Raw genomic sequence first — 26,301 nt, forward strand, 5'->3', positions numbered from 1 at the left:
TTATAGTTCCTACTAAATTCTCGATATGCTATAATTACGTCAAAGCGTCAGATAAAGATATAGTAGTTATAGTTCCTACTAAATTCTCGATATGCTATAATCACCAAACATAGTCTGATCAACATTAGCAGTTATAGTTCCTACTAAATTCTCGATATGCTATAATTACTACAAGAAAGGTTATTATTGCAGCTATGTTATAGTTCCTACTAAATTCTCGATATGCTATAATTATAGATTCAGCTATAGTTCCTGTAGAACTGTTATAGTTCCTACTAAATTCTCGATATGCTATAATTTGTTGGAGGTAATAAATATGAAAACTAGAGTTATAGTTCCTACTAAATTCTCGATATGCTATAATATCTATCCTTTTTATATTCCATATTTTGTTGTTATAGTTCCTACTAAATTCTCGATATGCTATAATATAAAAGGTTATGTTAATATCGCAGAAAAAGTTATAGTTCCTACTAAATTCTCGATATGCTATAATCTTCAATAATGACTTAATTTTATCGGTGAGGTTATAGTTCCTACTAAATTCTCGATATGCTATAATTATAGAAAATCTCTATGCTACAAAAGCTACGTTATAGTTCCTACTAAATTCTCGATATGCTATAATAAAAGTGTTAGAAATAGCGTACATAAAACTGTTATAGTTCCTACTAAATTCTCGATATGCTATAATATTTTACAGATGGTTGTGTCGCAGATCCTGTTATAGTTCCTACTAAATTCTCGATATGCTATAATGGAAACAAAGACATAGTTACATTATTTGAAGTTATAGTTCCTACTAAATTCTCGATATGCTATAATGCTCTTGCGACGGCTAAAGCCTACATCGCAGTTATAGTTCCTACTAAATTCTCGATATGCTATAATAAATAGAGTGATGCACTTAGTGTTAAAAGTGTTATAGTTCCTACTAAATTCTCGATATGCTATAATTGACCACGTTCACTTTGTATAGCAGCATAAGTTATAGTTCCTACTAAATTCTCGATATGCTATAATCCTGGAACAAAAATTAACTAAAGAAGAAACGTTATAGTTCCTACTAAATTCTCGATATGCTATAATTTATTAAGTCCAGTAATAGCTCCGTTAATAGTTATAGTTCCTACTAAATTCTCGATATGCTATAATGGTGAAAAGAATAGTAGTTTAGGTATGGGCGTTATAGTTCCTACTAAATTCTCGATATGCTATAATCCTGGTCTGCTGAATCTATAAATACATCTGTTATAGTTCCTACTAAATTCTCGATATGCTATAATAAATATCATATTAAATGCGATATGGTTCCAGTTATAGTTCCTACTAAATTCTCGATATGCTATAATAATATACAGGAAAGAATAATTACTTCTATAGTTATAGTTCCTACTAAATTCTCGATATGCTATAATATCAGAAAAAGCTAATGTAATACATAAGAAGTTATAGTTCCTACTAAATTCTCGATATGCTATAATTAAGGGTTAGAAGCATTATAAGTAGATGGGGTTATAGTTCCTACTAAATTCTCGATATGCTATAATTAAAATAATTAGATAAAGAGCCTTAAAGGAGTTATAGTTCCTACTAAATTCTCGATATGCTATAATAGACTATAAGTACCATTAACGAATATACGAGTTATAGTTCCTACTAAATTCTCGATATGCTATAATATTGATTCTAATATTGTTCGTAGTTCTGTGGTTATAGTTCCTACTAAATTCTCGATATGCTATAATTATTAGAGGTTCGTATATATATATGATAGGGTTATAGTTCCTACTAAATTCTCGATATGCTATAATTAAAATTTCTATAACACCTAAGATGCAAGAGTTATAGTTCCTACTAAATTCTCGATATGCTATAATTTTATTGTTAGTCAATCTTTTTGTTAAGGGGTTATAGTTCCTACTAAATTCTCGATATGCTATAATATGAGCTAGGAAACCCCTTGAAACATCTATGTTTCAAGGGGTTTTTGCCTTTTAAAAAACATTTAATTGGGATGAATTTATCTTTTCTTCTTGCTTTTTTGGTGAACCTACTAAAAACTTCATTTCTGAATATTGTTTTTCTGTGATTTGTAAAGATCTTACCGAACCTTTGCTAGGCAAATTCTCTTTTAATCTTTTTAAATGTTTAAGCGCTCCTTCTGTTCCATTTACTATTCTTGAATATACAGAGAATTGAATCATTACATAGCCATCATTTAGTAAAAATCTTCTAAAATTTTGATATGCTTTCCTATCTACTCTTTCCACAACCGGTAAATCAAAAAATACAACTAATCTCATAAAATTTCTATTCATAATAATGATATTCTAAAGGTTTAATTGTTGGTAATTTTAATAACCTGTAATCTTTTTTACCAATTGCTGTTGTATAGGAAGAAACCATTTTATCAATTGCATTTAGTACAGAATGATTTTGACCATTTATTATGCATTCACAGTTTACCAAATCAACTAATGCTACTCTATCTTCTCTTGATAATAAGCAGTCATAACTCATATTCTGTGATGCCCACATATCAACTATAGGTCTAAATGGTTCCATAAAATCATCTGCAAGGTTAAAGGAGTTTAACTCATTGCAATGGTTAACTCCCAAAGTTGTATTAAATCCATACATAACTAAAGTTCTTGCTACTGCACTTCTTATAATTGTATATCCATAATTTAAAGCAGCATTATAACCATTATCATCATCTCTTGTAAAGTCATCACTAAATAAACATTTAAAATAGTGCTTTGCTCCTATAGCTTCTCTATTTCCTTTATCTCCACTTTCCACTGCATCTGAAAGTTTATATAAAAATTCATATCCATTTTGATTCAAAATCTCTAAAGATTTCCCTTGATTTATAAGCTTTTGCTTAATAATACTTTGCCAAATTCTTTTACTAAAAGCTGCTGTTTGATTTAATTGTTGTTTTAGTACCTTATAGGATCTATGATGAGAATTTAGTGGTAATACCACTGAATTAGGTAAATGCTTTTCGTCGCAGATTATCGTAGCCACACTATTATCAGCTAACTTACTCAATAATCTGTTAGTTACAGTAACACTGTTACTTTCAATAACTAAAATAGATATATCTTCTATAGGTATTTCAAACTTATCTTCATTTGTAATTGTTAAATTATTATTCTTAACATTTAACTTTGCTGGATTTGATATAATTATACTTCTAAAACTCATAAGCTAACCTCTTTTTACCTTATAGAATTTTCCCAACACAGTAACATCGTATTTATTAAATTTAGTAACCCCAACTTTTACACCAACCCCCCTATATTGTTTAGAGGAATCATGCTCTTCAATCGTCAATGCTCCAGTTCCAACATCAAAAGAATCAAAATAACCAAAGTATCCTTTTTTATTGCCATACTTGATTTCAATTAAATCATTTTTGTGTAAATAAAATTCAAACTCATAGCTTTCATCTATATTAATCCAGTCTTTTTCTGATTTCGCTGCCACAACAGCTTTCTTAGGAATTATTCCACTTGCTATTTGATGGACGTATACTGGTACTACAAAATATTTACCCTCTTTTGAATAGATATCAATACGTGCTATTCTATTTTTTGCAACTATACCTTCATTAAGTTCAATGCCATCCTTAAAAGGAACCTTAGTTTTAACTTTAATACTTTTTACTACTGGACCTAAATTACCGCTTTTAGTTGGTTTTCTAAATTCTTCTTTAAAAGCTTTTTTACCGTCTCCACCAAATTCTCTCAACTTAACTTCTATAGCTTCATACAGTTTTTTATCACAGTGATAATCATGTATATTCTCTATATCGCTGATCTTTAAATCATCAAGTCTTTTCTTAGTAACAAAATAGTTATCTTTAAATGCTTTTTTAGAGTATACAGTTTCTTTAAATAGTTTTCCGCCAATTTTTCTAAAAGGAACTCTTGATACAAATATAGGTTTTACTTTTCTTGCTATAAATTCTTGATCATAAGTCGCTATCAGCCATTTCTTCAATTCCTCTATCGGACTATCACTTAATCTAAGTTTTAATTCTTCGCTAAAATATTCCCACGGTCTAGGAAGTTTATCTTTTAATAAGTACTTATAGTCTGCAAGTTTTACTATTTCACCAGTTTCTATATCAACAAAATCATCCCCTTGTCTAACATACTTTAACTCATTAGCTTTGCTGTATTTAGCTATTTCATTTACCATTCCTTGTGTGGTTACAGCAACAACTGTAGCATCTAAAGCATGATGTTTGTCCCCTTCTTCTCTAACCTTTATAAGACCCCATTTAGCCCTTAAATAAGAAGTAGCTCTACCATTTACAGTAATGACTTTTTGCTTTGATTCACTTTCTGCAAAAATCAATCTGTTATTAATGTAATTAGCTATATACTTACAAATATATTTGGTATCTTGTAAGTTTCTAGCTTTCCAATCCCTTTGCTCTTCTTCTGAGAACTTTTTCTTTAATAAGTTTTGTTTCTTTTTATATGGTAGTCTGCTATTAGTTACCCAAACCTCAAATCTATGCCATCTTTCCTCATCATCCCCAATATATTCATAAGGAATTCTATTCTTTTTGTTCTGATTTTCTCTAGCCAATACAAGAACCTTGTTATTTAAACTATCATCAAATGATCTACTAAAGGGAATAATATGATCTATCTCACATATACCTGTATCAAACAAATCATTTATACTAATGCCAACCTGGGAATAAACACATTCACTTTTTTGCTGCTCCCATAATCTATATTTCAAAATTTCCGTTCCAGTAGGCTCTTTACCCATTAGAGATGATATCTCCTGCTTAATTTTTTCTTTATTATCTCTATTTTCTTTTTGTTCTTTTTCTATAGATTTTCTATCTTTAAAATTTTTAGATAGTTCTCTTGCAAGCTCTACATTTATGCCTACTGGTGAGCCATAATCATCAATAACAGCATTTATTACTTTTCTTGTTTGTGCTAATGCTCTATTCACCACAGGATTAACAATTTCATCTATTTTTATTACTGGTAACTTATAAGATTTTTCTCCTTGATAAATAGCTTTAAAATCATACCCTGCCTTTTCACAAGAATCGCTATACTGATAACCATCCTTCATAAAAGGAAGAATTCTTTCAATAGCTTCAATAGATAAATTCCCAAACTTACTAAAAGATATATCTATAACCACATCTATTATTTCCTTTGGGATTTCTCGTTTTCTAAGCTGTACTCTAATATCATCATCTGTTTTTCCTAAAGTTAACACATAAGCAATATCATTAAGCATTTTTCTATTCTCTTTAATGTTATCTTTCCAATAATCCTTACTAATACCATGTTCTATTGCCTTTCTTATCTCATGATACCCTTTAAGAGAAACAAATTTACAGTTTTCAGTTTTTAAATATGATTCTTTTAAATTATATGTAAGTGTAGAAAAAAATTCTTTTTCATCTAATTCTAGTAATGTTCTTAATCTAGAATATTTAATTTCTTTTTTTGCATATGCTTCGTTGACTACAACATTTCTTTCTTCTTTTGTTAATTTTCTTTTAGATCCATCTTTTATAATTGATAATTTATTTAGATTATCATATAAAACAAATTCCTCTGCTGAAATACTATTTTTAGGAGCTCGTCTATACTTACCTTTCTCAAAAGTACAAAATCCAACCATCTTTTCCAAGTCTTCAAATTTTGAGAAAGGTCTTTGAGAATCAAATATTTCTAAATATAAATCTTCTATTGCATCTGATGCAAAATCATTATTAAATGAACGCTGCTTTTCAAATAATGTATGAATTTCCTCACGTATCAAGCCTCTAGATATACACATATTGTACTGTCCAGATTTATTACGTAGAGGTTTATATCTATCATCACAGTTTTTAGCTTTATTATAAATATATTCACCTATAGTCCTTGAACCTGCCGCTCTCATGTTATCTTCATTACTCTTAATACTAGTAATTATTACTCCAGCCTCTTTATCATTTACTTCATTTTTTCTATTTGATTTAAATCCTCTTCTTTTGCAAAAATTTATTAATACCTTTGACCATTCCTCATTAGTAACACTTCTATCTAAAGCTTCAACTCTAACATCCCATACCGATGCTACATTTATATTTGTAAATAAATTATCTAGTTCATCTTTTGATAAGATTTTTTCATCTACAAGCATTTCCTTAACTCTATTAACTCTATAAGCTTTTCTTCTAACTAATCGTCTTCTTCCTCTTGCTTCCCTTCTTGGTGCTGCTAATGAAGCTCCATCTTTAGGATTTTCAGCAGCATTAAAAATTCTAACCCCTAGATCTTCTATTCTATTCTCATCCAAATTAATTATTGACCAACCCACAGATGTAATGCCGATATCCAGACCTAATCTGTATCTCATTAATCACTCCCCCTTTATATAAAAAGATACCCCTATGCTAATATAAACATAGGGGATACTTTACGGCTTAATGCCTTGTTATAGTAACTAACTAAACTCTCGATATGCTATAAATGTTTATTTAGTTTCTAATAATATTTTACATATTTATTCTTTAACTGTCAATATGTACTAACCATATTCAGATTAAAATTTATATAGTCTTATAAAATTCAACATGTCCCTTATATAAACTCGTCCTTAAACTCTTCATATATGACATCTTTTTCTCTTATTAAACATCTTTTAAAAGCAGTAAATTGAGACTTACTTCTTAAATGCTTTCTTATTTCTTTTTTAGCTTTTTCTCTATCTTCTTCTAGTTCATCTCCATCATAATAAATAAACAAGGAATTTTGAAAGCTTCTTAACTCTTTTAATAGCTTATTTCTTAGGTTCCTACTTTCTTCAGTTCTAACACCAGCTAATTCACTACATTTATTAAATATCTCATCCAACAAATTTACTGTATTAATTACCTTTTCATCCTGAGAAGTTCCTTCAATAATAACCTTTGCCATTGGAACAGCATCCATTCTACAATTAATATAGCTTTCTATATCCTCATTTAACGGGTCTAATATATTATCATATCTATGACCTTTTATCCCGTTACAATGAGAACAAGCAAAATATAGATTGCTCCATTTATACTTTAGATTTTCATCTCCCCTATGTGGAATAAAATGTTCTATATTAATTGATGTACTTTCTTTTATTTCACATAAATAACACTTATTATTAAAGTTTTCTTTTATTTTTTCTACAACAACTTGATGTCTATAATTCTTTGTATCCTTTACTAGTTTTGCTAGATCACTTGGCACTGGTTTTCTTTCTACTCTAATCATAACCTCTGCCCCCTGTCTATCTTTTCTTAAGTTTTGATAATTCTATATTTTTAAATTCATACACTATTTCGCTTGCAAGAGTCTCTGGAATTCCCTTTAGATAATTCCTTAATTCAAACTCTTCACTTTCTTCTTCTTCATTTTTATCAATTTTATTTACTAGTTCTTTATATCTAAATAACTTTTCTTTTGCTTCTGTTGAGTATTTATCTATATTAAAATACCCTTCAACTATGCCATCATAAGAATAAGCACTTAAATCCTCTAGTTTTATTTTCTTTTCTAAATCAAAAATAACAGCGTTATCTATTGAGCTAATAACAAATGGCGAATGTGTTGTAACTATAAATTGAATATTAGGAAAAAAACTTACTAAGAAAGGTAGTATCTTTTTTTGAAGCCCAATATGCAAATGTGTCTCCAGTTCATCTATTAAAACAATGCCTTCTTTATCATAAGACAATCCTTCCCTGTCTTTTTCCATTCTTAATATAAGATTCATTACTATATCTAATACAGCTGAAAAACCATCTGATAATTCATTTAATCCATAATCTTCTCTACCATCTTGTTGAATTTTAAAATCTAAATTCCTGTAGTCAAATTTTAATTTTATAGAAGTATCTTCAAATAAATTCTTTAGGGCTTCTTCAAGATTATCAAACCAAGCACCTATAGAATTAACAGTATTTAAATCATTCTCATTTCTAGCAAAAGATTGTTGAGTTTTAAGGTATACCAAATAATCTAAAAATTTAGTATCAATATCAGCATCAATAGAATAATTATTTTGTAGTTCTATTCTATTTACTGAGTTTGGGACTATAACCTTTGAGTCCCTATTGGCATCAAAGTATGCTAAAATAAACTCTCCGTTTTTATATTTAGAACCAACCTCAAAATCATTGCTAATTCCTATATTTAATCCATTCTCATATGAATTAATAGTATCTTGAAGAGACTTCATATTATCTTGTAACTGCTGTTTTTCAAATGGATTTTCTTTATTTATATTTAAACCCTGATCTATCTCATTTATTCTGTTTTTATAATATTCTATACTCTTTTTATAATCTATATTTATTGGATAGTACATATTATCTTCTATTGATTTTAAGTACTTTTTTATACTTTTAAGTACTGTGGTTTTTCCTGCTCCATTTTTTCCTGTTAGTATTAGATGATTTTTACTCCTATTACTAGATATATCTATATGGATATTTTCTAAATGTCTTAATTTAATTATATTAATTTCCTCAATATAAGTTTTCATTGTTAACCTCCATACTTTATTCTATAATTAAACATTATTCTATATTTTAGAAAGCAAACTCATTTTAATTTCTTTACCTTTAGTATTAATCATCTTAATATCTTGAAACTTAGCATAATTAACCTTAACACCATCATCTAAATCGATAGCTATCTTTTCATTAGCTAAATAACCAACTACCTGATCATACTCTCTACATTCTTCTATCTGTTTAGATATTCTATCAATCTTCTTCTTAGCAGTAGCTCTATCTTTTGCAGTATATTCTTCTGAATCAACAACTAACTCAAGTCTATTTATTTCTGCTTCATATTTTCTTTGCAGAGTATGAAGATAATCAGTTCTAACCTTTGCAATTGTTTGCTCATTATATCTATGCATATAAACTAAAGCCTTAAATCCATCATTTTTACCTGAATCGAACATCCAGTAAATAGGTCTCTTTTGGTAGATCTTTAAATGATCCTTATAGAAATCTTTAATAAAATATCTTCGTATTGCCTGTCTAGCTGTCTCAGAAGGCTTTCTACCTATAGAATCTGAAATAAAATCTAAATTTTCTTCTAAAGTATCGTTTCCATACTCAACTTTTACAAAATTAATAAATCGTGAAACTATGTCATCTTCAAAATACTCATCCTCTGTTATAGGAAGAACATTATCTAAATCAGGTACAAATCTAGGCTCCACCCAAGTATCCTCTAATATATTACCCTCTTCATCTTTTTCCATCTTTCTAACTCTAAACTCTCCATTTTCAATTCTCCACTTATCTAACCATTCTCCATCTGCAAATATTAGTCCTTCTGCATCAATAGAGTATCTCCCAAACATACATCCTACAGCATAAGAAATTAAACTCTTAATATCTCGTTCCCTATCTGCTTTTCTAATAGTTATATCCTTATCCTCAACTTCTGGAGTTAATTCATCTTGTAGTCCATAGATGTCAATAAATATTCTATTTAATTCTTCTTCATTAGCCTTTAACTGCTGGAAAGCTTCTTGGCATTCTGTTTCCCACCTAGTAAAGATAGAACTTAATTTATGTTGTTCAGCTTTATCTAATAGTTTTAGTAGTGGATGTGTTTTGAAGTCCCAGGAGGTTTCGAAAGAATCCCATTCTTTTTTCGAAATAATAATGTTACTATCTGTTAATTGGTTTATAAATTCGTTTTGTTCTACTATTAGTGGTAACTTCTTTATATTCCCCACTTGGAAATTTAACGTTGGATTCTGCATTTTTAAAAACTCATAAGATAATTTGGAACATAAAAATGCTAATAAGTATTTAAAATCTTTACTTTCTGGAAAAATAGTTGATCCTGCTACATCAAATATGAATCCTGAACTAGAATATCTAACACCAAAACTTGATGAACTAATAAAAGTATAGGTTATTCCTTCTTTGAAGTAATATGGAATGTTTTTTATTGTTCTCGTATAACTTTTATATAACTTTGCAGCATATAATTTAACTTCTTCTCCATCACTTTCCCAATTAATAAGAAATTCATTATTTCCATACCACTTTCTAAACTCTCCACCTTTATTGTACGGAAACCATTTCTTTTTACAATTAATTGCTTCATCAGTACTTTTAATATTAAATCCTATTTTTTCACTTCTAATTTCCCACCATGATCTTAAAAACCTACTATTGTCAGAAGTTGCCATACCTTGTCTTGGTTGAGCAAATTCTTCTAATGATTTTTCTCTACTAAATATATCAATAATATTATCACTTGCCCAATATGCTATAGGCCTTCCTGCTATTTTAGAAAAATTAATTTTAATTGCAAAATATAAGTCATTAGAATTAATATTATTTTTTCTATTCTCAAGGCATTTCAAATATTTTTTTTCTTTTTCTTGTTGACTGCTATAATCAATCAATCTTGCATAGATACCCTTATATCTACCTAAATCACTATTTCTCAGTACAAAAGATGTTGTTTGCACTACTTCTCCGCCAATTTCTTCAAATGCTCTTGATCCAAGGTGAGTCATATTAACTATATCCTTACACATAATCTTTTTTCTTAAGTTTTCGTAACTTGATAAAAACATCCATGAATGTTGAGTTATCATTGTTTGAAACCCATGACTTATGAGCATTTTACCACATCTTTCAATAATAATAGCAAACAAATCAAATTTGCTATCTTTATAAAACTTTTTTATATACTCTGAAAGTTTTGCATTCATTCCACTGTTTCCCATATAAGGTGGATTTGTAACACAAACCTCATACAACATACTCATTATCTCCCCCTGCTTAATTAGCATAGGAAGTTTATCTAAAAGCATATTTCTATAATCACCAAACATTAGGTTATCGTCATTTTCTATTTCTTTTAATCTTTGTTTTAATGCTTCAAAGTTTACTTCCTCTACTTCAAGTATAGAACCATACTCCTTAGCATCCATAAATATTGACCATAAATATTCTAGATCATTTTCTAAATCATCATTATCTAATCCAGTTTCCAGACTGCAAAAATAATCTATTGCTTCTTTGTGAATACTGTTACTTTCTTGTATTGAGCATACATTTAATTCTAAATTTTCTTTTTCTATTTCTCTAAATAATCTTCTATTATAATGTCTTGCCTTCATTATTAAAGCAAATGACGAGAGTTGCGCTGCTCTATCATCTATATCTAAACCATATAGATTATTCTGTAGTATAAGTCTTGGGATTTCTCTCTCTGAATACCCTGCTATTTTATATATTTCATAAAGTACATCAAAGGCATAAACCAGTATATGGCCAGATCCCATACATGGGTCTAGTACCTTTATATCTTCTGGTTTTAATTTACTGTGTTCTTCTCTTATCTTCTTTAATTCTTCCTTAACTTCTGGTTCTTGCTCAGCTTCTTCAAGGTAATATTTCCACTCTTTTTGAAGCTGCTCATTTGGATGTCCTTCAAGCCATAGTCTTCCCAGTGAGTTTTCTACCATATACTTAACTATCCACTTAGGTGTAAATAGCTGAGTAGCTGCTGGGATATTTTCTTTTGTTATTTTCACATTATTCTTTAAGGCTGCAAATACTTCATCCTTCTTTTCTGAAATATAGTATTGATACATCCAGCCTATTATTTCTACTTCTTCCTTCCAATCCGCCTCTTCTATATCTTCTACCATTTTTCTTATAACTGAACCATCTTCTAAAAGATTGTCAGGTAATAAGAGTTCTGTATAATCACTTATCTTTTCAAACATTTGTGGTATTATTTTACCTAATTCATTACATTGTTTAACTAAAATAGTTCTATATGCCTTTTCTCTATCTAAGGTGTCTCCTGTATCTAAAAGATCATAGATTTCATTCCCATCTAATCCCAGTTCATCTATTATTTCAGATACTTTTGATAATACATCTGGCTCTTTTTTCTCTTCAATTTCTGATGAAAGTATTCTAATTCCTGATGGTAGATAATCATTAACTTCCATGTATCTAAGACCCATAAATCTGTTGAACCAAGTATAAGCTACCTCTTCCATTACTTGCATAAAGCCTTTTTCTCTAACTTGATTTTCTAGTACATCTCTATGACTTTTTGATATAGGAAAAATATCTTCTTTTCCTTCTAACTTAAAGCCTCCTTGTACCTCAATTGCTTTATCAATCCTATCTTCATATATACCAATTCTATTTGCTTTATCACTAACAGAAGCTATTAAGCTTCTTCTTGCCCAAACAGCAAAAGATTTTATTTTATTTTTATCCATAAATAAATTCCCCTGTACTATATTTATTCAATATTTTTAATAAACTCTATTTATTAGCTTTTTTATACCAAACTAATGATTGTGTCTTTTTCTAGTTCCTCTTCTAAATTCTTTCTTAAAGCTTCTACAACTTCATTTATGTCAGTAGTATTCTTAATAACTTTTTGCCCTTTAACTAATTCTCTCATACTTAAGGTTTTAGTTTTTATTACTACTTCTGGCTCAGGATTAATAGGTAGTGCTCTATATTCTCCATTACTTCCCTCTAAAGAACGAGTTTCTAAAACTCTGTTTGCTGTTTCTATTTCTTTAGCTTTTACTCTCTTTTGTCTTTCATCCTCTGCAACTATCTCTTTAATCCACTTTAATTTCAGCTTATCTGAAAGCTCTGACATTGAAGAAAGAACTGCAAAACTATTAGCCTGTTCTGTTCTATTGATTAAGCTATTAAACTCCTCAATTATTTGATTTATAAGCTTGCTTTTAAATTCATAACATTCTAAAGTTTCTATAACTTCCTTCTTACAAGTTTCTATAAATCCAAGCACAGGTATGCTTTCTTCTTCTAGTAGTGATAATATTTTATTATTATACTTTTCTACTAATAATGGAACAGTTGGTATCTTTGCATATGGTTCTTTCATTCTCAAAATAGATTTAATTTCTTCAACTATATTTTTAATTTCATCATTTACTATATATTCCTTATTCTCCTCATAGTTTTTAAGTTTATCTATAGCATTGTCAAATATAACTCTTTGCTCACCTTTAGAGTTAGTTTCAATAACTCCATTTTGTTTTTTAAAGAAAAATCCTTTTATATTATCTATGTTATCTACATAATCCAAGAAGTCCTCCTCTAAATCATATACCTTCTTAAAGAATTCTAATGTGTCATTAATATCAATTGCATCTTTGAATAGTTTCCTCCCTTCTTTTAATATATCCTCACCTGGGTATCTGCTTGTTATACTAAAGCTACTTAACATTAGCTCAATTTTGTGTAGTTCTGATTTGCAATGCTCTATGAATATACTCATCATTCCATCCTCATCACTAGGAAGTGAAGAAAATCCAAACAAATCCTTGTTTAAGTCTTTTAGTGCGTCTATATACTTTGTTGGAACTTTTTCTCTGTTTTTTAAAATAACTCTATCTATATAATCTCTCTTTGTAACATAATTAACTACTTCTCTATTATTAGGCGTTAATATTTCATTATTTAAAACAACCTTTATATCCTGTTTTTTGAATAATGATACTATAACTCCTTGAATATCAATTTCTTTCCATCCATAAGGCGCATTAGAAAATTTATTTATAACACTTTTAACAGTAACTTGAAGGTTTCTTGATGTACTTATTTCTATATGTGTCTTCACTTCATCTATAGCTAATCTATTGGGTTCACTATCAACTAGGGACATTTGATTTAATCTAACATCCATAATATCAAATAGGTCTTTAGACGTTTCTTTAAATTCTTTTATATAATTTAATTTATTATATTTAGAATCTATTAAGGTCTTTAATCCCTCATTTATTTTATTTATTGGATCTTTTTCTTTTATATCTAAAAGACTTCCATTCACATAAATCTCTGAAGTTCTTATGGCTTCTTCTATTAATAGTTTTGCTCTCTTTAGCCTTTCTTCTCTTTCTCGACTTTTCTTAGTTTTTATATCCTCTATTGTATTGGTTGATTTTGATCCTCCCTTTAACCTTAAGTAGGAATCTATCTTTAATACATTTTCGATTTCATCTAGATAATTTACATATTTAGAGATATTAACCACAACATTATTTTCTCTAATAGAAACTCTCTTTAATTCACTTTGAGAGGTTCCTCCTCCATTTATCAAATCGAAGTTAGCAGTTGTTATTCTAATGCCTATTTCATTATTTTGAGGGCCTCTTGTTCTATCATCAACTATCTTATTAAATGAAAACATATATTTTTTAGAGTAATTATACTTACTATCTTTATATATATCATCAAAAATAATTTCTCCAACTTTTTGTATAATTTCTCCAGTATCTACGTTCATATTTTTTATTTCTTTATTGATATCTTGCTCATCATTAGTAAGAAAAATATATTCTTCTCCATTCTCCTGTACCAATGTTTCTTTTATTAAGTTCTTTAAAGACTCTTGAACTTTAAACATCAATTCTCTATGTGATACATCTATGCTATCAACCAATAAGGTGGATAGATTATTAATATTAGCCTTCATCTCTTTAACATATTTCACCAAAAATAGTAATTTTAAAACCTCGACATCAAATTCATTTAATTTATCATTTTTCTCTGCATTTATGATTACAGATCTTATTGATGAATCTAAGAATGCTTCTATCGTTTTATAAAACGCCGAAAATGGAATCAGTATATTAGAATTATTGTGCATATATTCTATGGCTACCTGCTGATATGCTCCTAAAAGACTTCTTTCCCCTTTAGATAAGCTTTTTCCAGAAGCTCCATGTTCTCTTACTCCATTAAATGCTGCTTGAAGCAAATTAAATTGATACGGAATAAATGGATATGACTCAGCAAAATCTTCACTATTTTTATATAATTTCATTTCAGCTGTATCTGAAGTGAATATTAAAAGATTCTTTATTATGGACTCCTTTTGCTCATATAATGCCTTTAAATAGCTTGTAGATCCTTCTGTTTTTCTAAGTATACGCTTTTTAATAACCTCATCCACATTTGCTGAAGATAGAGATAATCTTGTATTAAATCTTCCTTGAATTTTAGAAAAGTCATTTCCCTTAACCTTTGTAAATTCATCTAGTCCTTCTTGAGATGTTACTACAACCCAACATCTACCTTGGCATTTAGTCCCTAAATCTTCAACTACTGTTTGAAGATTTAGCATAAGTTGAGTGTTATCTCCTATGTACTGTCCAATTTCATCAACTAAAAATACTACATGATGATTCTTTCCCTTTGAATCGCAATACTCCCTTACTTTAGATGCAAACTCATCGATACTTAATGAGTAGTTATTTTCAGCCTTGTTATACCAATTTCGAGCCGCCTCAATACTCATCCTAGTAGTTTCTGATAATGCTTCTACTATTGCATCTTCTTCAAAGTAAAAATTAGATCTGGACTTTTCCCACTCTCCACCACTAATTTCTTTGAATTTACTCTTAAATTCTTCATAAACACCCTCTTTAAGCATTTGTCCTTCTAAATCTGCAAGCCATGGCATAGTACCGCAAAACCCTTGCATTTCATTAAAAACTTTATTAAATACGTTAACTATCGCATCTTTATTTAACTTACTTTTAGAATCTGACTTAGAATCTATATTAAAAAGAATTACATCACTTGAAATATCGCCCGCTTGCTTCATATTAGCTAATATAAAGCTATCTAACCCCTTATCATCAAAATAACTAATTGCATTTTTACCATCAATATTTTTATTATTTAATAGATAAGAAAGTATCTTTAAGAAATGTGACTTACCACTTCCAAAGAAACCTGATATCCAAACTCCATTTTTGTCTGTATTTCCTATAATACCACTTTTATAACTTTCAAAAAATCTATCTATATGCTTATTTAACTCACTTGTTATCACATACTCTTCTAGTTCTTGTTTTATATTTTCATCATCATCTTGACCTACTTTAATTACCCCTTTAATATCTCTATCAATAGGCTTATAAAACATTGATTTCAATTTAATATCCATATAGCTCCCCCACCCTTTAATATTTATCTACTAAGTTAAATGCTCTATAATAGTTATCATCCTTTAATTTATTAAATAACATAAGTGTTCCTCCATCATATGTACCTGGAAAAAACATAACCAATGGTTGTTTTTCAACAATTCTATGAAGATTATTTAATATTGTATGTGATCGAATAATAGGCCATGCTTTACCTACACCACTTAAAAACACTATATCTGCATCCTCAAGCCTTGAACTAATATATTCTAAAAACAAATCGTCATCTTCAGTAATCCTTAAAGATGTTTTTATTGCTTTTAAAAGAACATGCTCACTACCCTTACCTTCCTCCATTTTAAAACAACGCTCTAAGTATCCAAAGTTACTTAACGTTTCTATTATTATTTCATATAAATCAAATTCAACAATATTTAAACCATAGGCTGACTTAACTTTTTCTTTTATAAATTTAATTCTGTCTCTAACTAATAACTCTTCTTCTGGGTTATAATCAAACACATAAAATCCTATTTCATTTCCTAATCCTTTGTTTTTTCTAAAATCTGGCTCTACTATTTTAGGTAATATTTCATCTAACCTTTTATATATGTCTTTCACTATGTTCACCACCGTCAAAAACTACTCTACTATTCCAAGTATGGCATTTATATACACACTATCTCCAATACTATATAAGTAGTCCTTTACTTCCCCTTCAATTATAGGAATTTTAATTTTTCTCTCACCCTTTTGATTGGCTATAAGACCGCTTTCAAAAAGAATTCTTATGTAAACCTGTTTAAGTTTCTTGAAAGTATACTCTGACCATGATGCAACCTTCTCACTTTGTTCTCTCTTATTTTGAAAAAACACTCCAAAATCTTTATCCCTTATAATTAGATCCTTTAATAGGATCTTTTCCTTATAAACCTCATTTATAAACTCAAAAAATAACCTATCTGTTTTTAATATTGAGTATAAGACTAAAATCTTCGATGTTTCTATATTAGTATTTTCAATACTATAAATAATCTGTTCATCAAGTGACTTTAATCTAGCGATTACTATTGATGCAACTTCCTTCTTTCTAGCTTCACTTTCAAATTGAAAAATATTATCTTCTAATGATTTTGATTTTATTTCATCAACCCTAATCCCTGCATTTATAAGACTTGAAGCCTTTTTAGTTTCTTTATATAAATATGGTCTTGATTTAATTGTAGATTTATATTCCATTGAAATATTCTCCTCCATGGTCCACTTTCTATTAGATATTATAACATCTATATGAGAAAAGATATATACCACTACCCTGTAGAAATACGAAGTGTTTCATTAAATTCATTTTATCCCTAATCCTGTAGTGTGCTACATAAGTAGCCACATCAAATCCGTTTACTTTTAACTGAGTGTATATTTAATTATCCTTACACAAAAATAAAGACTACACCCGGTAGTCTTTACTTTTATCAACATTTTTAATTCGGCATTTTTTAATATTTTGTAGTTTAACGATAAAATCTCAAAAATTCAATATCTTAACTTCATAAATCTTAAAACTTAAAGCTCCCAACAACTTCAGTAGTACTATCATAATAATCCTTGGCTAGCTCCTCAATTCCATCACATATACTTTTGAGATTACATAAACTACAATCTCTAATCACTCCATTATGAAGCAAAGAACAACTTAAATTATCCTCGTAGGTAGAATTCTTAATAGCTAAAGCTAACTGCATTTTATCAAAGCTCTGGCTATTGTGGTTTGAAATTATAATTTTATCTTTTATCATATAGACACCTCTCCTTTTTCTCTAATTAATATTAGACAAAAAAGAAATACACTACTGACCTGTAGAAATTTCGACTTTGGAGAAATTTCATTAGATTCATTTCACCACTCTGCTGTAGCATATCACGAAGTGATTGCATTAAATTCATTTCACCTATGTTCTGTAGAAATACGCAGTATTTCATTAAATTCATTTCACCTATGTTCTGTAGAAATATCTACGCAGTAGATATTTCTTTAGATTCATTGAATTCATTAACTAAATGATTCTCACCTATCAAGCCTCTACAGTATTTAGCCTCAAAGGATTTAATAAGGCTTGAGAAGAAGCCTCTACAGTATTTAGGTGAATGATTTTATGAAGCTTGAGAAGAATCTTGTACAGTATTTAGGTGTATATCTTCTTTAGATATATTCTATAAAATAGGAGATGTTATTATGGTAAAAAAAACTTCTAGGAAAAATGAAAATATAATTGATTTAGGATTTGAAGATTACGTTGAAGAAAATGGATTTAGTGATGTTATCTCTGGAACACCTGTATCAAGTTTCTCTTTTACAAACACTTCTACTGAACCAGTAACCTTTAACTCAAACCCTTCTTTAGCAGCTGAAATAAATTTAGTTGATAATCGTGTAGGTAAGCCCTGTGCTAATGGAATTATCCCTCCTATTAACAATGAATATTTTGATATTAAACGCACTTACACCTTTAGAAAATCCACTGTTAGGAAGCTTAATGAACTTAAAGCCATGCATCCTGATATTAACGCCTATTTAAGCAGTATTTTAGATGAAGCTATAAATCATTATTATGATTTTATTACTAAAGAAAATGATTTTAATAAATTATACTCCTAAGAGGATAATTATAATGTAAAAAGGTGTATTACTTAATTGGAGGTGATTTTCTATGGAAATTAATGATCTTGTGACTCTAATAGGAAATGTGGGTTTTCCCGTTGCTATTAGTGCCTATTTATTAATTAGACTTGAGAAAAACATAGCAGGCTTAACATCATCTATAAACAAGCTAAATACAATTATTTCTACTAAGCTTGGCGTTGTTATAGATAATGGAAATGATGATAAAATTGCTTAAAAAAATGTATAAGTAGTTATTCTCATGAGAATCGGTGTATTTATACTATGAAGCAGTTAAAAGGATTTTATGAACCACTGCGTGGTATGATGAAAGGAGGTGTGATGTATGGCTATTAGTAAGGTATTAAGTTCTACTTCTCTTGCTATTGAAGTGGAGAATGGTGTTAATGGATCTGGCGAAGTTATTTATAGAAAGAAAAACTTCTCAGGTATTAAGATTGATGCTTTACCTGAAAATGTGTTTGATGTAGCTGAAGCCATCAAAGGTGTTTTAAGTAATCCTGCTCGAGATTACTTTTTAAATGAAACATCAAAAATTGCTAATGCTTAAGTTTTAAGCAAAGATTTAATTATGGAAAGGAGATGAATTTATGGAATATTCATTATCAATGACTTTTGTTACTGAAACTGGGGACAAGGTTTCCATGACAGTGTCTGGAGTTAAGAGTGACATAACTCAAGCTCAGGTATCTACCTTAATGGATACTATTATAGCTAAAGATGTTTTCTTAACTAAGAATGGATCATTAGCCTCTAAGTATTCAGCTCAGTTAACTCAAAGAGAAGTTACTAAGTTTGACTTACAGTAATTTAATCTATTATAAAAGAGAGTTCAGTTTTTTAAGCTGAGCTCTCTTATTTTTAAAATACAATTTCCTGTTCTAATTTTCTATTTTTATTAAGTATAAATGATAAAATCTCTTTATACTCACTATACATTTCATCATTAATCATTTTTTCAAGTTCTTTTTTATCATTGGTAGTTAACTCTTTTGCATATGAAATATTTTTCTCTAATGTTCTTATATCCATATTTAAAGGCAGAAAAGGTATGGAGGTTTTTCTTTTTAAATGATTTAGTATTTTAAAGCCTCCAACATCTATATCTCCGCAATGATAATAGGTCACATCCCCGTTAGTTTCATATATCTTAGTTAAAAGTTTCTGCCTTACACTATTATGATATCCGCCCAAATAGATAACTGAATTTTTTTCATTATAATTATTAAAAGATGTTAAATTTTCTATTGTTATTAACTCACTTGAATTGACTTCTATTGCCTCTATTTCATCTATATCCTTTGAACTTATAGCAAATCCACCTTTAAAATCTAAGGCATTTATTGTTGATCTTTTCATTTTTAGCTTAATATCTCCCTTGAAATAAACATAGGTATAGTTCTTTAATATATTATATTCCTCTATGTTCCATTCTTTTGAGAAGTCTCCTATTATTCTTAAAATTTTATTTTCTAAAGCTTCATATCTTTTGGAATCACCATATAGCTTTATAGAGAAGCTTCTTCTAAAAATCTCTTCTTTTTGATTTAAGACTTTTTCTATCCCAATTATTATATCTTTACATTCTTTTAAATTATCTAGGTCTAAATATTTCTTTATTGATTTATTATTTTCTAGCATATCAAAAATAAACCTTGAAAAGTATCCTAAACAATTTTCCTTTGTTCTAAAGGGTTCAAGCATTTCTTTTAGCTTCTCTTCTTTACTCTTTTTTTCTTTTCTATTAAGTATTTTGTATACTTCCTCAATAATATTTTCATTAAGCTCAAGTTTAATTATATTATGATTATTGAAGCCTTTCCCCCAATGAATTTTTATAATCTGCTTCTCCTCAAGTTGCTTACATGAAATATCAATATCTCTCTTTTTGCTTGCATCTAATTCATCATAATAGTCTATAATATTTTTTTCATTAAACTGAAAATATACTTTTCTAGCTTTAGCTACTTCCCCTTTGTACCCTTGGCTATTTTCGTATTTATCTAATAATTTATTTAAAATAACCTTCTTATAATCCCTCATGTTTATGCTCCTCAATTATGCTAAATTTATCAAGTTTCATAGCTAAAAGAGTTGTATTTACATATGGCGCTATTGCCTCAATCTTTTGTGGCGGCGCTCCAATTATAACTTGTAAGTCTAACTTTTTAAAGAACTCCATCATAGCAACTATCCTTACATCATCCATTTTATCAAAGGCCTCATCAAATAGAATTAGTCCAATACTTTCCTTTAATGATGATTTGTATAACTGAAGGAAGGAAGCTGCAATAACCACATAAAAAGGTGTTTGTGTTTCACCTCCACTTTTCTCCTTACTAACCTTTGAAAATAAAGAATGGGTTCCATCGCTATGGTTAATTCTAATATCATAATCCATATAGTTTCTATAATCTGTGAACTTTCTAAGTTCTAATTCACTATTACTATCATCTAAGGTAAGTTTCTCAAATAATTCATCTAGAAGTTCTTTATACTCTGATTGATACATGTCTGTGAAAAGATTAAACCCTTCCGCAATATTTTCTTCATGCATAACCATATCATGATATTTGTTTAACTCCTTGCTTTTACCTCCAATAAATTCATAGGCTTCTTTTCCAAAATAAATTCCTTTTAATCCTCTATTTAACTCTTTAATTTCTGACCTTGCCTTTTCAATATTCTCTTTTAATTTTGCAATAAAGTGATACTTAAATTCTTCTTCTGCCCCACTTTTAGCAGCCTTAACCTTTTCCTCATATTCTATAACCTTACTTTTTTCTAATTCATCTAAAGCTACTATAAAGGTGTTTATTCCACCTACTCCAACTTCTGCTCCAAAGTTATAGGTATTATTGTAAATTCTCATATTATCTTCAAGGTTTTTCTCAGTATTTTTAGCGTTATTTATTACACCAACTTTAGCCTTATTAAAGTTAGTTATAATTTCTTCATAGGATCTTTTGCTCTTTGCCTTTTGGAATTTATTTTCTCCCTCTTCTTTAAGTTCACCTATTTCAGTAGATATATTATCTACTTCTTCCTTCTTAAGTTTAAGACTATAGGTTACTCTTTTTATCTCATTTTCACTTATTCCATAGGCAGTTCTACAAGCTATTTCTTTATCATCTATTTTCTTTATCTTAATTCTACATTCTTCAATTTCATCCTCAATACTTTGCAGTTTAAGCTGAATATCAATGTAGCTAGAATTTTTCTCAAGCTGCTTTTTTTGCTCTTCAAACTCTTTTAACTGATTTTTACTATTATTAACCTTAGCTAATATTTCTTGCTTTTCAATTAGGGTGCCAACTCTTATTGCTGACAGTATATTGTTTTCCCCATCCATGACCTTTATTTTATCATTTATGTCATTAAATTCATCTTTTAAAGCTTCAAATTTCTTTTCTTCTTGTTCTAGTTGAATCTTATAAGCCTCTGCTCCTATATATGGAGTTTTATAAATTCTAGGGTCAAGGGCTCTTGCCACATGATTTTTATATACCATACAAGTAGCTGTAATTGAAGATCTATAATTTTTTAAACTCTCAACATTATCACATCTTATAACTTTTGCTAAAATACTATTAATAAATCTCTTAGCATCCCTACTTTTAGATGTAACAACATTGGCTAAAGAACTTTCATCACAGCTATCATATTTATCAAGACCTGCTGTATTAATTATTCCAGCATTATAAATATTTTTTTGCTTTCTATAACGCTCATAAATCTTTAAAGCTCTATCAAACTCATTACTTTCAACTATAAAATAAAATCTCTGAGTATTTAAATATCCCTCAATAGCATCTGTCCACTTAGGATCAGTAATTTCAATAACTTCACATAAAATCTTAGGGATAATTACCCTTCCATCTTTTTTACTTTCTTCAATGATTACCTCTTTTAAGTATTTTATTTCTGAAGGATACTGTAAATTTCGCTTTTTTAACTCCTCAATTTTATTTTTGCTTTCACTTAAATCTCTATTTATCTCATCTATTTTATTTGTTAATCTGCCTTTATTTACTGATATATAATCCTTCCTTTTTGATATATATTCCTCAGCTTTTAGGGCTTTAAAGCAAAACTCCTCTGAATTTTCATAATTCAAAACATTTAGTGCTTCAATAAATTCAGTATAATACTCATCATATTTTCTTGAGAGAGTCTTAAATAGCTCTTTTTGATCTTTCACTAAAGATTTAAAGTTAACTAAAATTTTATCCTCTTCTTTTAACTTTTCCTTAAGGTTATATATCTTGCTATCAATACTTTTTACAGCTTGATAATCTCCATTAGATTTTAGCTCTACATTTAAATCTGTTTTTAAATCTTCTTTATGTTTTTTTAAATTTTCTTCATTAGTTTTTTCAGCTATTAGCATTTTTAGCTTAAGCTCATTTTTTTCAATATCATTTTTTAAATATTCAAGCTGATTAATAAGTTGTTCTTCTTCACCTCTTGATATTATGTAGCCTTGTAGTTTTATATTCTTTTTATGTTTTTCATATTCTTCGTATATGGCTTTTATATCCTTTAATCTAGATACCTTAAGCTTTATCTCTTCTAGCAGTTCCTCAAATTCCCTATAGGTTCTAATATTTTGTCTTAAATTTTCAATATTAACTTCCTTTTCATCAAGTATATAAGAATATACAAATTCCTTAACATTGCCTAGTGGCTTAAAAGCAAGGGCCTTAGGCAATAATTCAAAAAACTTGTTATTATAATTACCTAGTCTATTTCTAAAATCATCTCTAGCTTGGCTTGGTTGATTAAAGCTTTGAATTTTTAAGCTCTTTCCATAAACTTTAAAATCATTAATATCCCTAGGTATATTATCACCCTTTATGAATTCAATATCTTCTAGTTTTTCCCCTTCAATTCTATAAAATAATGACTTAGATGATGTTTCTGAAGCTGAATCAATAACCGTTCCAATAATAAAATATTCTTTTCTCTTCTCCTCATAAAACTCTAAAGCCACATGTGAAGTTACATTCCCGCTCCTCTCAAAAGCCCTATCCTCTTTACCTGTCTTATAACGAACATAACCCTCTAGATCCCTTTTTCCAGATTCATTTGCGGCCTTATTAAAGTTACTTTTTGAACAAGTTAAAACATATTGTATAGCATCTAAAACAGTAGATTTTCCTGCTCCATTTTCTCCAGATAATAAAACAGAATTATATATTTTAATAGTTTCATTTTGAAATGCATGCCAATTTATAAGTCTAATCCCTGTCATCTTCTTCATAATCATCATCACCCCCTTTTGACTTATAGCTTTGAAGTTTTTCATATATAATATCTATATTTTCACTTCTAACAAGCATTTGAATTGTTGGGTAAATAATAACCCTAGAGTCTCCCAAAGTTACATCTCTATCTAAAGTCTCTATAATATTAAACCTCTTAAATTTACCTAAAGTTCCCTTTAAACTAGTTTTGTCCATAAGTCTATCCTTAAAGCCTAATGCTATAAACTTATTTTGTAATTCTTCAACTTCAATTACAACATGTTCACTTAAAGAAAGATCCTGCATCTTTTCTTGGTACAAAATTCTAAGGATTAATAAAGTAATACTCTCAAACAAAACAAACTGTAATTTATTACGCCCAAATTTATTAATAAGTTGAGCTGACTTTAAATTTCTATTAAGTTCAACCTCAAAACCTAATATTTCAAAATACTCATTAATAGCTAAGATGTTATTCTCAACAAAATAATAGTCTTTCTTATTATTTTCCTTATGTCTTGTAAGCAAAGAATGACTTAATAAGTAATTACAAACTCTTTTAAAATCTTCTTTTTCTCTAATGTTTAATTCCTGATATCTCACTTTTTCCTCCTCCAAATTTCAAAATCCCTATATGTATAGCCATTCTTTTCCACAATATTATTTTTTCTTTTAAGCTTATATGTAGTAAAATAATTATTACTATAAAGTCTTACATAAATAAGCCTAATATAATCATCAATGGAACTAATTTCTATGTCACTAGCATTAATCTTATCCTTATCACCTAAAAGTTCACTTACAATTTCATTTATCTTCTTTGGTGAATATCTTTTAGCTTGACTTTCTTTAAACTCCTTAAGTTTCTTTTCCCTTTCCATTAGTGATATTTCACTAACTTCAATACTACCTGGTTTAAATTCTTTATTTCCTTCAATTCTTGTATAAAGAGAAGTTTCATCATAATATCCATAAGAATAAATAGTAAATAAATCATTTAATTCCTCTAAATAATCAGAGGATAAATTAAGTTCAAGCTGTTTATATTGGTCACAAGTATATTCTAAAATACTCTTAAGAAGTCCAACCGTATCTTTAGAATTATTAAGCAAAAACTTAGCTCTAGTAACAGCTGCTCTTATATATTTAGAATTCTTTGAATCTATTTCAGAAATAATATCATCAATATCGTCAAAAGCATTAATTACGTTAGCAATAACGGTACACACCTCTTCTTTAGCTTCCTCTTCTGAATTATCACCTTGTTCTTTATAAAATAAAGTAGCTTCCATAATAAATTCATTACTAGCTAAAAGCTCCTTTAATTTCTCAACAATCTTTGGCCTATATCTAGAAACATTCTCAGAAGTCTTAAGTCTGTGGTAAGCCTTATCCAAAACCTCTTGAGTATAATTACCAAAAAGCTCCTCTAGTATCTCCTCAGGTGACATCTTTTTTGTGATGTTATCCATATACTTCTTGATATTAGCATTAAGAGTCTTAAGGGCACTCATAATCCCTCTTGTATTCTCATGGACCTGCTTAATAATAACCCCTGCATTATTTTTTTCTATATTATTTAACAAGGTATATATTGTAATAATATTACCTTGATACTCAAGCCTATCTTTTTTAATAATCTTAATTAAAGCTTCAATAATAGTAATAGAATAATCATGAAAATTAATAATCTTCTTATAATCATTCGTAGTCTCAGTATATATCCACTTATACTCCTCAAGCTTTCTAATAAACAAATTAGCCTTATCCCTATTACTACTTGCCATTTCATTATCATCTAAATCAATATCTACATTTTCAAAACTAAAATAGTCCTCTATCTCTGAAACAAAAACATCCTTATCAGCCCCATAAGACAAACCACTTTCAACTAACTCATAAAGTAAAGATATAATCTTAATATAAATCTTCTTATTTGGGCTACTTAAAGGAATAAAATAATTTTCAGGTACGCTACTAAATATATCAATATCCTTCATAAGTCTCTCTTTTCTCCTAAATAATTTATTAAGTACATTTTACCATTATAATCAAGTTTTACAAAACAGGAAATAATAGATGAGATATTAGGATTCGTTGCAAAAATAAAAATGGCTGTAGATACGCACTTCTGCCCTATAGAAGGCGCACTTCTTATCTGTAGAGACTGCATCTCAAGTCTCGTCAGAATCCTGTTCTTCCTTAGCCTTCATTAGATTCCTTCTTCCACAGCTTCATTAGAATCATTTTTTTAAGATTATGTTTAATAAAAAGTTAAATACTTAAAAAGTTAAACATTTAAATATTTAAAAAGAAAAATGTTTAAAAAGTTAAACACATTTACTCTGTAGAAGTCGTTCCCCAGCCTTCATTAGA

At 28.7% G+C, this 26,301-nt stretch carries 18 protein-coding genes and 1 CRISPR repeat array; of the genes, 4 read left to right on the top strand and 14 right to left on the bottom strand.

Features of this window, described 5'->3' with window-relative positions:
• Nucleotides 1-65: 65 nt before the first annotated feature.
• Nucleotides 66-1,946: direct repeats of the CRISPR family, unit length 36 nt; unit sequence GTTATAGTTCCTACTAAATTCTCGATATGCTATAAT.
• A gap of 51 nt (nt 1,947-1,997) precedes the next feature.
• The 10 genes from cas2 to B3N22_RS14490 all read right to left on the bottom strand — a co-directional run bounded on the left by cas2 (nt 1,998) and on the right by B3N22_RS14490 (nt 17,795).
• Entirely contained in the window at nt 1,998-2,321 is a 324-nt protein-coding gene (gene cas2, locus B3N22_RS14445; RefSeq protein WP_286908227.1) for a CRISPR-associated endonuclease Cas2, read from the bottom strand.
• Entirely contained in the window at nt 2,314-3,213 is a 900-nt protein-coding gene (gene cas1, locus B3N22_RS14450; RefSeq protein WP_286908230.1) for a type II CRISPR-associated endonuclease Cas1, read from the bottom strand. The genes cas2 and cas1 overlap by 8 nt, the downstream gene beginning before the upstream one ends.
• Before the next feature lie 3 nt (nt 3,214-3,216).
• Entirely contained in the window at nt 3,217-6,399 is a 3,183-nt protein-coding gene (gene cas9 / locus B3N22_RS14455; RefSeq protein WP_286908233.1) for a type II CRISPR RNA-guided endonuclease Cas9, read from the bottom strand.
• A gap of 224 nt (nt 6,400-6,623) precedes the next feature.
• On the bottom strand, nt 6,624-7,289 hold the full coding sequence (locus B3N22_RS14460; RefSeq protein WP_286908235.1) for an HNH endonuclease: 666 nt from the start codon (nt 7,287-7,289) through the stop codon (nt 6,624-6,626).
• Between the two features lie 16 nt (nt 7,290-7,305).
• Nucleotides 7,306-8,562, bottom strand: a complete 1,257-nt coding sequence (locus B3N22_RS14465; RefSeq protein WP_286908237.1) for an AAA family ATPase — start codon at nt 8,560-8,562, stop codon at nt 7,306-7,308.
• A 39-nt stretch (nt 8,563-8,601) separates the two neighbouring features.
• Complete coding sequence (pglX, locus tag B3N22_RS14470) at nt 8,602-12,303, bottom strand: BREX-1 system adenine-specific DNA-methyltransferase PglX (RefSeq protein ID WP_286908239.1); 3,702 nt, start codon at nt 12,301-12,303, stop codon at nt 8,602-8,604.
• A 62-nt stretch (nt 12,304-12,365) separates the two neighbouring features.
• Nucleotides 12,366-16,019, bottom strand: a complete 3,654-nt coding sequence (gene brxC / locus B3N22_RS14475) for a BREX system P-loop protein BrxC (protein ID WP_286908242.1) — start codon at nt 16,017-16,019, stop codon at nt 12,366-12,368.
• A gap of 16 nt (nt 16,020-16,035) precedes the next feature.
• Nucleotides 16,036-16,620 (bottom strand): DUF1788 domain-containing protein, encoded by a 585-nt coding sequence (locus tag B3N22_RS14480; protein WP_286908244.1) that lies wholly within the window; start codon nt 16,618-16,620, stop codon nt 16,036-16,038.
• A 21-nt stretch (nt 16,621-16,641) separates the two neighbouring features.
• Nucleotides 16,642-17,238, bottom strand: a complete 597-nt coding sequence (locus B3N22_RS14485; protein ID WP_286908247.1) for a DUF1819 family protein — start codon at nt 17,236-17,238, stop codon at nt 16,642-16,644.
• Nucleotides 17,239-17,555: 317 nt separating this feature from the next.
• Nucleotides 17,556-17,795 (bottom strand): hypothetical protein, encoded by a 240-nt coding sequence (locus B3N22_RS14490; protein WP_286908250.1) that lies wholly within the window; start codon nt 17,793-17,795, stop codon nt 17,556-17,558.
• Between the two features lie 437 nt (nt 17,796-18,232).
• Here B3N22_RS14490 and B3N22_RS14495 point away from each other — a divergent pair, with 437 nt between their 5' ends.
• From B3N22_RS14495 to B3N22_RS14510, 4 genes are all read left to right on the top strand, one after another.
• A complete protein-coding gene (locus B3N22_RS14495; RefSeq protein ID WP_286908252.1) occupies nt 18,233-18,655 on the top strand; it encodes a hypothetical protein in 423 nt (140 codons plus the stop codon).
• Nucleotides 18,656-18,707: 52 nt separating this feature from the next.
• The gene (locus B3N22_RS14500; RefSeq protein WP_073016756.1) at nt 18,708-18,896 is read left to right on the top strand and encodes a YvrJ family protein; all 189 of its coding nucleotides are present in this window, start codon (nt 18,708-18,710) and stop codon (nt 18,894-18,896) included.
• Between the two features lie 108 nt (nt 18,897-19,004).
• Nucleotides 19,005-19,229, top strand: coding sequence for a DUF1659 domain-containing protein (locus B3N22_RS14505; protein WP_286908254.1), 225 nt, complete (start codon nt 19,005-19,007; stop codon nt 19,227-19,229).
• A gap of 40 nt (nt 19,230-19,269) precedes the next feature.
• Complete coding sequence (locus B3N22_RS14510) at nt 19,270-19,488, top strand: DUF2922 domain-containing protein (RefSeq protein ID WP_286908256.1); 219 nt, start codon at nt 19,270-19,272, stop codon at nt 19,486-19,488.
• Nucleotides 19,489-19,540: 52 nt separating this feature from the next.
• On the opposite strand, the gene B3N22_RS14515 is transcribed toward B3N22_RS14510, so the two are convergent.
• The 4 genes from B3N22_RS14515 to B3N22_RS14530 are packed head-to-tail and all read right to left on the bottom strand — an operon-like array spanning nt 19,541 to nt 25,925.
• A complete protein-coding gene (locus tag B3N22_RS14515; RefSeq protein ID WP_286908259.1) occupies nt 19,541-20,722 on the bottom strand; it encodes a Wadjet anti-phage system protein JetD domain-containing protein in 1,182 nt (393 codons plus the stop codon).
• A complete protein-coding gene (locus B3N22_RS14520) occupies nt 20,709-23,942 on the bottom strand; it encodes an ATP-binding protein (RefSeq protein WP_286908261.1) in 3,234 nt (1,077 codons plus the stop codon). The genes B3N22_RS14515 and B3N22_RS14520 overlap by 14 nt, the downstream gene beginning before the upstream one ends.
• Complete coding sequence (locus tag B3N22_RS14525) at nt 23,920-24,528, bottom strand: DUF4194 domain-containing protein (RefSeq protein WP_238906104.1); 609 nt, start codon at nt 24,526-24,528, stop codon at nt 23,920-23,922. The genes B3N22_RS14520 and B3N22_RS14525 overlap by 23 nt, the downstream gene beginning before the upstream one ends.
• Nucleotides 24,525-25,925 (bottom strand): Wadjet anti-phage system protein JetA family protein, encoded by a 1,401-nt coding sequence (locus tag B3N22_RS14530; protein WP_286908264.1) that lies wholly within the window; start codon nt 25,923-25,925, stop codon nt 24,525-24,527. Before B3N22_RS14530 ends, B3N22_RS14525 begins: the two co-directional genes overlap by 4 nt.
• Nucleotides 25,926-26,301 lie beyond the last annotated feature (376 nt).

Source organism: Clostridium sp. UBA1652 (assembly GCF_002320975.1).
Lineage (GTDB): Bacteria > Bacillota > Clostridia > Clostridiales > Clostridiaceae > Clostridium_T > Clostridium_T intestinale.

What these genes read in the sequence shown, in the direction of transcription:
- cas2 (WP_286908227.1), bottom strand. Translation starts at nt 2,321, where the DNA reads ATGAATAGAAATTTTATGAGATTAGTTGTATTTTTTGATTTACCGGTT.
- cas1 (WP_286908230.1), bottom strand. Translation starts at nt 3,213, where the DNA reads ATGAGTTTTAGAAGTATAATTATATCAAATCCAGCAAAGTTAAATGTT.
- cas9 (WP_286908233.1), bottom strand. Translation starts at nt 6,399, where the DNA reads ATGAGATACAGATTAGGTCTGGATATCGGCATTACATCTGTGGGTTGG.
- B3N22_RS14460 (WP_286908235.1), bottom strand. Translation starts at nt 7,289, where the DNA reads ATGATTAGAGTAGAAAGAAAACCAGTGCCAAGTGATCTAGCAAAACTA.
- B3N22_RS14465 (WP_286908237.1), bottom strand. Translation starts at nt 8,562, where the DNA reads ATGAAAACTTATATTGAGGAAATTAATATAATTAAATTAAGACATTTA.
- pglX (WP_286908239.1), bottom strand. Translation starts at nt 12,303, where the DNA reads ATGGATAAAAATAAAATAAAATCTTTTGCTGTTTGGGCAAGAAGAAGC.
- brxC (WP_286908242.1), bottom strand. Translation starts at nt 16,019, where the DNA reads ATGGATATTAAATTGAAATCAATGTTTTATAAGCCTATTGATAGAGAT.
- B3N22_RS14485 (WP_286908247.1), bottom strand. Translation starts at nt 17,238, where the DNA reads ATGGAATATAAATCTACAATTAAATCAAGACCATATTTATATAAAGAA.
- B3N22_RS14490 (WP_286908250.1), bottom strand. Translation starts at nt 17,795, where the DNA reads ATGATAAAAGATAAAATTATAATTTCAAACCACAATAGCCAGAGCTTT.
- B3N22_RS14495 (WP_286908252.1), top strand. Translation starts at nt 18,233, where the DNA reads ATGGTAAAAAAAACTTCTAGGAAAAATGAAAATATAATTGATTTAGGA.
- B3N22_RS14500 (WP_073016756.1), top strand. Translation starts at nt 18,708, where the DNA reads ATGGAAATTAATGATCTTGTGACTCTAATAGGAAATGTGGGTTTTCCC.
- B3N22_RS14505 (WP_286908254.1), top strand. Translation starts at nt 19,005, where the DNA reads ATGGCTATTAGTAAGGTATTAAGTTCTACTTCTCTTGCTATTGAAGTG.
- B3N22_RS14510 (WP_286908256.1), top strand. Translation starts at nt 19,270, where the DNA reads ATGGAATATTCATTATCAATGACTTTTGTTACTGAAACTGGGGACAAG.
- B3N22_RS14515 (WP_286908259.1), bottom strand. Translation starts at nt 20,722, where the DNA reads ATGAGGGATTATAAGAAGGTTATTTTAAATAAATTATTAGATAAATAC.
- B3N22_RS14520 (WP_286908261.1), bottom strand. Translation starts at nt 23,942, where the DNA reads ATGAAGAAGATGACAGGGATTAGACTTATAAATTGGCATGCATTTCAA.
- B3N22_RS14530 (WP_286908264.1), bottom strand. Translation starts at nt 25,925, where the DNA reads ATGAAGGATATTGATATATTTAGTAGCGTACCTGAAAATTATTTTATT.